Source organism: Aurantibacter sp. (genome assembly GCF_039941195.1).
Classification (GTDB): Bacteria; Bacteroidota; Bacteroidia; order Flavobacteriales; family Flavobacteriaceae; genus Aurantibacter_A.
In genome coordinates, this window is record NZ_JBDVFA010000016.1 from 38,770 (window position 1) to 48,422 (window position 9,653).

The 9,653-nt window shown below is 33.1% G+C and carries 9 protein-coding genes and 1 tRNA gene; 5 read left to right on the forward strand and 5 right to left on the reverse strand.

What is annotated here, in order from left to right; translation table 11 throughout:
- Positions 1 to 49 precede the first annotated feature (49 nt).
- The 3 genes from ABJF52_RS02815 to ABJF52_RS02825 form a co-directional block, all read right to left on the reverse strand.
- Complete coding sequence (locus ABJF52_RS02815) at positions 50 to 730, reverse strand: VOC family protein (protein ID WP_348145987.1); 681 nt, start codon at positions 728 to 730, stop codon at positions 50 to 52.
- 259 nt (positions 731 to 989) lie between these two features.
- The gene (locus ABJF52_RS02820; RefSeq protein ID WP_348145990.1) at positions 990 to 1,676 is read right to left on the reverse strand and encodes a CPBP family intramembrane glutamic endopeptidase; all 687 of its coding nucleotides are present in this window, start codon (positions 1,674 to 1,676) and stop codon (positions 990 to 992) included.
- A 5-nt stretch (positions 1,677 to 1,681) separates the two neighbouring features.
- Positions 1,682 to 2,863 carry a metallophosphoesterase gene (locus tag ABJF52_RS02825; protein WP_348145994.1) on the reverse strand — a complete coding sequence of 394 codons (1,182 nt, stop codon included), beginning with the start codon at positions 2,861 to 2,863 and terminating at the stop codon, positions 1,682 to 1,684.
- Between the two features lie 265 nt (positions 2,864 to 3,128).
- Between ABJF52_RS02825 and ABJF52_RS02830 the strand changes: the two genes are divergently transcribed.
- Positions 3,129 to 3,878: a histidine kinase gene (locus ABJF52_RS02830; protein WP_348145997.1), complete on the forward strand. Its 750-nt coding sequence runs from the start codon at positions 3,129 to 3,131 to the stop codon at positions 3,876 to 3,878.
- Positions 3,875 to 4,573, forward strand: coding sequence for a response regulator transcription factor (locus ABJF52_RS02835; RefSeq protein ID WP_348146000.1), 699 nt, complete (start codon positions 3,875 to 3,877; stop codon positions 4,571 to 4,573). Before ABJF52_RS02830 ends, ABJF52_RS02835 begins: the two co-directional genes overlap by 4 nt.
- 234 nt (positions 4,574 to 4,807) lie before the next feature.
- On the opposite strand, the gene ABJF52_RS02840 is transcribed toward ABJF52_RS02835, so the two are convergent.
- Positions 4,808 to 5,914 (reverse strand): DUF418 domain-containing protein, encoded by a 1,107-nt coding sequence (locus tag ABJF52_RS02840; RefSeq protein WP_348146002.1) that lies wholly within the window; start codon positions 5,912 to 5,914, stop codon positions 4,808 to 4,810.
- Between the two features lie 313 nt (positions 5,915 to 6,227).
- Between ABJF52_RS02840 and ABJF52_RS02845 the strand changes: the two genes are divergently transcribed.
- A complete protein-coding gene (locus ABJF52_RS02845; protein WP_348146005.1) occupies positions 6,228 to 6,359 on the forward strand; it encodes a hypothetical protein in 132 nt (43 codons plus the stop codon).
- A 336-nt stretch (positions 6,360 to 6,695) separates the two neighbouring features.
- Here the strand turns inward: ABJF52_RS02845 and ABJF52_RS02850 are convergent.
- Positions 6,696 to 6,769: transfer RNA gene (locus tag ABJF52_RS02850), tRNA-Pro, on the reverse strand.
- Between the two features lie 401 nt (positions 6,770 to 7,170).
- On the opposite strand from ABJF52_RS02850, the gene ABJF52_RS02855 reads away from it, so the two are divergent.
- Both ABJF52_RS02855 and ABJF52_RS02860 read left to right on the forward strand, forming a co-directional pair.
- Positions 7,171 to 8,508: a Gfo/Idh/MocA family oxidoreductase gene (locus ABJF52_RS02855; RefSeq protein ID WP_348146007.1), complete on the forward strand. Its 1,338-nt coding sequence runs from the start codon at positions 7,171 to 7,173 to the stop codon at positions 8,506 to 8,508.
- Positions 8,509 to 8,521: 13 nt separating this feature from the next.
- The coding region (locus ABJF52_RS02860; protein ID WP_348146009.1) for a sulfatase-like hydrolase/transferase at positions 8,522 to 9,653 on the forward strand (1,132 nt) is incomplete at its 3' end.

Genomic DNA, 9,653 nt, shown 5'->3' on the forward strand with positions numbered 1-9,653 from the left:
ATAAATATACACAGACCTTAATTTAAAACTTTAAAACAGGAATTAATTATTACAATTTTATGACTGTAGTTTTTATAACACCTTCTTTGAATTCTAAGTGGTATTCATTTCCGTTATTCTCTAGTAAAGTTTCAAAAGGTTGAGGTTTAATTTTTAATGAAGTTGGAAACCAAGTTTCTTTAATCTCATAGTTTGGCAAAAGAAACTTAGCTTCAATTGTTCCGTTTGTTCCGAATCTCTCGAAATCACCTTTCCAAAATTTCGAATTAATGGCAGCATTAAGTTGCGTATCGACTTTTTGAATATTGGTTGTTGGCATTCCTATTTCACATAAGCCTAATATGGACAAAGCATTAAATTCATTTTTAGCATTCTTTAAATCATAGTGAACAATGATTTCAGCTAAATTGCCGCTCGCATCATAAAAATAAAATGATTCCGCATTCCAAAATTCGAATTTTATTATCGCACTATTATTCTCAATTTTAATAATTTCAACTCTATTTTCGAACCATTTAAGAGCTTGATTAAGATGGTTCCATGGAATTAAAAAACAGTAGTGGTATTTATGTTCGGTCACTGATTTTTGGAATTCTAAGTGCGTCCAACCCGCTTTTACTATAAAAGAATTATCAGTACGTTCAATTATTTTAAAACCTAACTTTTTTGAATAAAAGTCAAACTCAGACTCCAGTTTATTAGTGTATAATTTTAGTTTCTTAAATCGCATTAAAAAAATCGTTTATTTTAAGAGTAAATTTCAGCAATAAAAGTTTAAATGAAGGTTAACACCTTCTCATTTTTTGTTTCCAACCGCTAACATAAACCTTGTTTATGACGCTTTTGAAAACAAAAAATGAACTGCTTTTTAATGCACATATTTTATGTTTTTGAAATTGTTATCGAAGACTGAGCTTTGGACAGTACAGGAGCAAACCAGCGTTTGTTTTCCACCTCGGACTTAAGGAGATTTTTGGTTTAATTTTCTTTTACAACCCATATAATGTCTTGAAAAATAAACTAATATAATCAATTTTATCAAAATAAATGAGGGTGATTCCTACAGTATCAAACAATCCATGAATGAGTATTAATAGCCACAGGTTCTTACGATTTTTAATAAATATTAATGAAATCAATATTGACCAAATAAAGACACCTACAGCACCTCTAACACCTTGATAAATATGTCCGGCAGCAAAATAGGCAGACGTTATAATGGAAGAAATTATCCAGGAATTTTTGCTGTTACCCATAAATTCTGCAAGCCATTTTAAATAAAACCCCCGGTTTAATAACTCCTCTCCAAAGGCAGCAAAAACCCACATAACCAGCATTAGTCCTATATAGCTTCCCAGATCACCCTTAACGTCATCAAATGAGGACAAATCTGTCATGCCTAATATTGCATCTAAAAGTGGCCCTATTAAAACGTATTCAATCAAACATAAAATAATAGTATATACTATACTTTTAAAAAAGGTATTCCAATTGAGTTTGAAATCTAGTCCAAATTTGGACTTGTCATACCCACTTTTCCAGAAAATAAAAAGTACTATGCTTAGACCAAAAAAGAACACAAAATTCCGGTCTATAAATCCAAATAAAGGTGCTAGTAACATAATAAGAATTACGATGTAGCGTTTGTTGAGTGCGTTATAAATTTTGGTTTTCATAAGTTCTATTTGGTTTTTAGTTCAAATGTTTTTTGATTATTTAAAAGCCTGATATAGTTATCATCCATAATTAAAAGTCCCTCAGATTTTTTACTAGGCCAATTATCTCTATAGTCCTTTGGATGTTTTACATCTATGGCGAATACTTTATTATTGTATAATGATTTCACCGTCCATTGTGGTGTATGACCAACTATCACAGCTTTGGCATTGAACTTTTTTAAAGTTCTATCTATTTCTTCTTGAGTCAATTCATCATCGAAGTAGCCTCTATACCAGCTCAAGCCTATTTTGCTTGACAGGATAAGTTGTTCAGCCGAATCTTCTGGTTTTGGAAACCAAGGTTTTCTATAATTTTCTCTTGAAATCCTATTAATATCATCAAGAGTGATATCATAATCTACTATGTTGGGATGTATTCCTCCATGGGTAAATAGATTTCCATTAATTATTTCAATCGTATTCTTAGAAACCAGCCATTTTCCTATAAATGAATTATTATCATATAAGTTATGTTGCTGCTTACCTAAAATTGAGGCTACTCCAGAATACTTATAGGAAGCAGATTTATACTTTCCTTGAAGGTTGTAGAGTTCATGATTTCCTATAATGAAATGTACATGCCCTCCTTGCTCAGATGCTTCTTGTTCTAGTTTGTAAATGAACCAAATTACTTGAGTTGTTGACATACCGCGGTCAACAAAATCACCTACTAAAACGAGATGCCCTTTACCGAATGTCCATTTAAGGTTTTCATTAATAACTTTATTGTTGATTAAGTAATCACGAAAGGTTTTGTAGCCACTTTCGATATCTGAAATTGCCAAAATTGCTTCTCCATCATTATAAGTTGACTTAGGGATTTCAATATTACTATTGAAATTAATATCGAAATTTGTATGGTCTAGTGGAAAGTAACAATTGATATTGGCGGGTTCATTAATTTGATAATTATTGCTTTCCAGATAGAACCCCGCTTCCTTGTTTCCTCTAATGTAGTCTACAGTGTAAATACTATCAGATTTAAAAAATACATAGGGCCCTTCTTTATCTAGGTTTAAGCCGTTATCATTATGGTTATAATCGAAAGTGCCATTCATGGCAACAATTACTATTATTCCTATGATTATTAGGCTCAAAATGGTTCCGATAATGTGCTTTAGGTATCTCAAAATTTTCTTTTTCATTGTTTTTTATATTACTTATGGTGCAAACATATTTCAGGAGTTTTGAGAGGGAAAATTAATGTGACGTACTACTTTAAGGTGAGTTTAATTTGATTGATTAATGGGATATATCATGAACATCACTAGTACATTCTAATTCATCCCTGAAATAGCATACTTCGTCACTATTTAATGCTAGTGCTTAATACTAGTTATATATTTGAACATGGTTAAATCTTATAAAAACAGTATTAAGCAGCTTATTAAGGTATTAGTAATCATAACTTTGATAATACCATTAATAGTAGTTGGGTATTTAGCAGTGTCAGGTTCTGATTCTATAAAAATGAGCCTTTCGGCAGAAAGTTTGGTTGTTATATTACTCTATTACGCTGTACTTTTTGTAGTAGGAGTTGCTTGGTTAATCAAACAATTAAGGTTGACATTAAGCATTAAAAGCGAAATGCGTAAAAATGAAATACAGCATTTACAAAGCCAGGTAAATCCTCACTTTTTCTTTAATATGCTTAATAATATTTACGGTACCATAGATAAAGATGCTGAGCTTGCAAAACAGATTGTATTGAAGTTGTCCGATTTGATGAGATATAGTATTTATGAAGGCTGCAAGGAGAACGTTTTATTAAAGGACGAGGTTGCGTTTCTAAAAAAATATATTTATTTACATTCAATTAGATATCAAAAAGCTATAGATGTAAACGTTGATGTTGAAATTGAAAATGACAAGCTTGAGATAATGCCATTATTATTAATTATACTAGTAGAGAATGCATTTAAGCACGGGGTTGAGAAATTACGGGAGAATGCATACATCCATTTGTATTTGAAAGCAATTGATAAGGAGATACATTTTGAATTGGAGAATAACTTTGATGAAACAGAAGTTTTTGAAGGTAATGGAATAGGGATCTCAAATTTAAGACGAAGATTAGACTTAGTGTATCCTGATAATTATAAACTTAGTATTGACAAGTCAATATCAACTTACCGAGCTACCCTAAACATAAACTTATGATTAAGTATATAATTATTGATGATGAACATATAGCACATGATATAATAAAGTCTTATTGTGAAGTATTAGGCGACATGCAATTAATGAACCGTTGTTATGATGCCATTGAAGCATTAGAATATCTAAGAAATCATCCAATAGATTTAATCTTTTTAGATATTAACATGCCTAAGCTAAAAGGATTCGATTTTTTAAATGTACTACCTAATCAACCAAAAGTGATTGTAACAACCGCTTATGCAGAGTTTGCGCTACAGGGCTACGAGCACAATGTATTAGATTACCTTTTAAAACCATTTAGTTTTGAAAGGTTTGTGATTGCAGTTAACAAATGCTTTAAAATTAATGATGAATCAAAAAAGCCAATAGATGTAAAGATTTCAGATGATGAGCATTTTTTCTTATATAGCGATAAAAAACATATACAAGTAAAAATAAATGATATTTTCTACGTTGAAGCGGCCGGAAACTACTGTAAAATAGTTTTAACAGATAGACACTTTCTTATTCGTGAAAAAATATCTGATGTTTCTGAAAAGCTTCCATATAATGCGTTTGTCAGAACACATAAATCTTTCATAGTTTCTAAACGAAATATTGATACTGTTGAAGGGAATCAAATACGAATTAAGGATTATTCTATCCCAATAGGCCAGCTTTATAAAGTAAAAGTTCTTGATTTTTTAAAATTGTAGCTAACGCTTGGACTCGAGCATATTGTTTGCTTATTCTTTTTTTTGCCCAAAGTCCGTATTAGGTTCAGGCTTTGTGCTTGTTGCACAGGCACTTGTTAAAGATATTGAATATGCTATACTTTAGTTATGCAGGGTAAAAAAGATTATCAAGAGAAGCTTATATTGACAAGTTCTGTTGTGAATTAATGACTTGCGCAACGGTTACCATTGTTACCATGCGTAAATTTCATCTGTTTAGTTATTTTGATAACGGATATTTATTCTTTTTTTATAAGTCAAGCTACGCCAGATCCATTCCAAAGGTCCAAATTTGAAATGTCTTAACCAGATATTGCTAAGAATAATTTGCGATACTAATATAAGAATCGCAATACCTGATGTATGTAATAAACCGATTTTACCAATCAAATTAAATCCAAAATTGTAAAAAATAATAATCATAATAATAGTCTGAAACAAGTAATTGCTCAGCGCCATTCTTCCCAAAGGAATTAAATATCTAAATGCTCTTCTACCTATCGAAGTTTGAACAATTTTAAATATGGATGTTACATAGAAAATGCACATAAATATTTGGCCGGCTAATACTAAGAACTTAAAAAGTATATTTAATAGCGTTGGTGGGAACATATAGGAACTTCCACCAATTATTTTTGCTGAAAAAGTAGCCAGAAGACCTATTGTTAAACTGGTTATTAATAATAAGGTTGATTTTGATTTTTTTGTAAAAAATTCAATTGAGGCTAAATAGTAGCCAAGAAGAAAAATCCCAAGAAACTTAAAATATCCCCCTGATGGAATATAACCTAAGTATTTCCAGACAAGGTTATGAATGTTTAAAAAGAATATGTCTGCAATTGAACCATTCTGGAATGTACTTATAACTGCTTCAACTGTCATGTCGGGATATTGAACATGTGCAATGGCAGTTGTTTTTTCAGGACTAGCAGAACTCAAAGCCTCAGAAAATGGCAAGAGACATAAATCGATTAAAAGTGGAACTAGCAGGAAAAATAACGACCAGCGAATAAGATTTTTTGATTTGACATTCCGGAATAAAATAAGGATAAAACCAAATATTGAATAGGCAAGTAAAATGTCTCCAAACCAAATTAAACTGTGCAAGAGTCCTATCAATAATAAAAAAAGCAGTCTTCTTCGATATGTTTTTAAAAAATTAAAAGAATTTTCTTTGTTCTTTTCATATTGAATATAGAACCCAACAGCGAAAAGAATTGAAAAGAGGGTGTAAAACTTTCCTGTGACTATGATGTTTAATAACGAATATAATTTTTCATCTAACTGAAAGTTAGTTATTTGTTTAAGGTCATCATAGGGCATAAAAACGTATCCACTAAAAAAGCCCATGTTCATGAAAATGATTCCAAGTAAAGCGAAACCTCGCAGGATATCTAGAATTTCAATTCTTTGTTTAGGTTCTATTGGTTCATTAGATGTCATTAGTTCAATATTTATTTTGAAAGAGAAATTATATTCATAATAAAAATTTTAATAAAGTAGTTTTAACTTACGCATGGTAAAGTTTTGGCTAAAAAGTGTGGCTTGTGTTGCTCCTGCGGCGAGCCATGATTTTTTAGCATCCATGAAAAAGCAGTAAGTCGCGTATCTTTAAAATGAACTAAAAATTAAAGAGTTGATTACTCAAATTACTGCTGTACCGAATTTATACATTGGCATTGAGATTCACAAGGGAAGTTGGAAAATACATTGTGCTACAGATTTGTTTGGTGGAAAGTCATTTTCAATGAATCCTGAGCCAAAATAACTCAGAGCTTATATCGCAAATAGTAAAATGAAGGTTATCACCTTCTCATTTTTTGTTTCCAACCGCTTACATAAAGTGAAGATAGGATTTATAGAATCCTAATGAACCCTTATTGCAAATAGTAAATGAAGGTTGTCACCTTCTCATTTTTTGTTTCGAAGAGCTTACAAAAAGCGAAGAGAGGATTTATAGAATCCTAATGAACCCTTATTGCAAATAGTAAAATGAAGGTTATCACCTTCTCATTTTTTGTTTCCAACCGCTTACATAAACGTTGTTTATGACGCTTTTGGAAACAAAAAATGAACTGCTTTAGCAGTTCATTTTCCTATTCAGTCGGGATGACAGGATTTGAACCTGCGACCACTCGACCCCCAGCCGAGTGCGCTACCGGACTGCGCTACATCCCGAAAATTTATTTTTATTCTAATTTTTCCTTACCAAATAGTTTATCGACAACCTCCATGATAACTGTAACGTATTTTATCTTGAGCTTGTCGCAGGACTACATCTTTTTTGTTCCCGTCATATAGAATTAAGCAGCCACCAAATTCCAAAATTGGATTGCAAAAATAGAAAAGTAAGGTTTAAATCATACTTTTTTTAGAAATTAAATCATACTGCTATAGTATCGGTAGTATAAATAGTGACTATCTATTTAAAAGTCAGATATCTTTCTACAATATATTGGGTAGCACAGTAATGCGAATAAATGTTATATCATCTTAAAGTGTTATTCTTTCTTTACTTTTTGTCGTATATTCATGCCACTTTACTAGTTTTTATTAAATTACATAGAAAACCTCTTAAGATGAATGACCAAAACACTAATAGCCCTAAAGGGACTAATTCAAGACGTACTTTTGTTAAAAATTCGGCACTATTTTCTGGTGCTGTAATGATGCCTTCAATGCAATTTGATTCCATTTTCAATTCTGCAAATAATAAAAAATTAAAAATTGCACTAGTAGGCTGCGGGGGTAGAGGCACTGGTGCAGCAATACAAGCTTTAACAGCAGATGATAATGTTGAATTGGTTGCAATGGCCGATGCTTTTGAAGATCGTTTGCAAAGCAGTTTAGCTAACATCACCAAAGAAATGGGTGAAAGCAAAAAAGTTAATGTTCAAAAGAAAAACCAATTTGTTGGTTTTGATGCCGCACAAAAAGCAATGGATTTAGGCGATGTAGTTATACTCGCAACACCTCCTGGATTTCGTCCACAACATTTTGAATATGCAGTAAATAATGGGAAGCACGTATTTATGGAAAAACCGGTGGCAACTGATGTGCCAGGGGTTAGAAAAGTACTTGCTGCTGCTAAAAAAGCAAAAGAAAATAAATTGAATGTTGTAGTGGGTTTACAACGTCATTATCAAGATAGTTATTTGGCTGCAATTGATCAGTTAAAACAAGATAAAATTGGTAAAATAGTTTCTGGTCAGGTATACTGGAATAGTGCAGGGGTTTGGGTACGTGAAAGACAACCAGGTCAAACAGAACTTGAATATCAAATGCGTAACTGGTACTATTTCAATTGGTTATGTGGAGACCATATTTTAGAACAACATATTCATAATATTGATGTAGCTAACTGGTTTATAGGTGAATATCCTATCTCTGCTCAAGGAATGGGTGGAAGACAAGTACGTACCGGTAAAGATCATGGTGAAATTTATGACCATCATTTTGTTGAATATACTTATCCAAGTGGGGCAGTAGTTGCTAGTCAATGTAGACACCAACCAGACACGATGCGTCGTGTATCAGAATTTTTTCAAGGTAGCAAAGGAACTGTTTCAACCGCTGGTGACAGAGCTGAATTGAAAGATTGGAATGGGAATACAATTTTTGAACATCGTGGTAAGGATGATCCCAATCCATATCAAGTAGAGCATATTAAGTTGTTTGAATCCATAAGAAATGGTGGTGTAATTGCAAATGCGGAGAATGGCGCTAAGAGTACTATGAGCGCAATTATTGGTCGAATGGCTACTTATTCTGGAAAAGTGATTAATTGGGAAGAGGCAATGAATTCTGAATTGAAACTTGTCCCTGATGCCTTAACTTGGGAGTCACCGGCGCCTGTTCAGCCCAATGCTGATGGATGGTATGAAATTCCTACCCCAGGAAAATCTGTGGTAATGTAAATTTTAGGTAACAATGAAGATTGCAAAATTAATATTGTCCCTGCTTTTAGCAGGGACATTTCTTTTGGGTTGTAAAGGCGATCAGAAGAAAGAAGAAATTAACTCAAAATTTCAAAAGCCTAATATCATTTATATATTGGCAGATGATTTGGGTTACGCCGAAATTGGTGCCTACGGACAGGAGAAAATTGAGACTCCAAATATTGATGCATTAGCAAAAACTGGAATGCTCTTTTCTCAGCATTACACCAGTGCTCCAGTTTGTGCCCCTGCAAGGCATATGCTCTTAACAGGCAAGCATGCCGGCCATGCATATATTCGAAGTAATTCAGAATGGAAAGAACGTGGTGATGTGTGGAGCTATATCGCAATGGCAAACGATTCCACCCTTGAAGGTCAAGGACCAATGCCAGCATCAACAATTACCATTGCAGACCGTTTAAAAGAGGTAGGCTATACTACAGGAATAGTAGGTAAATGGGGTTTAGGTGCGCCACATACACATTCTGTTCCAAACGATATGGGTTTTGATTTTTTCTACGGTTATAATTGTCAACGACAAGCGCATACCTATTACCCATTGCATTTGTATAAAAACCGAAACCGCGTTCACTTAGCAAACGATACAGTAGCACCACATGGCGTTTTGCCAAAAGGGGCTGATCCTTATGATTTGGATAATTACTCCGATTATACTTTAACGGATTACGCACCAGATTTAATGTTTAAAGAAATAACGCAATTTGTTGAAACTAATAAAGAAAAACCTTTTTTTATGTATTGGGCAACCCCAATACCACATGTTGCTTTGCAAGCCCCTCAGCGCTGGGTAGATTATTATATTAAAAAATTCGGCGACGAAGAGCCTTATACTGCTGGCGGTGGCGTTGGTTATTTGCCGAATCGAAATCCTCATGCTGCTTATGCTGCCATGGTTTCTTATTTAGATGAGAATATTGGTAAATTAGTTGAGCAATTAAAAGATCATGGTATTTATGAAAATACTTTACTAGTTTTTACTTCTGATAACGGCCCAAGTTATGCTGGCGGTGCAGATCCTAAATATTTTGATAGCGCAAAACCTTTTGATGGAGAATATGGCAGGGGTAAAGGGTTTTTATATGAAGGTGGAATTCGAGTACCTA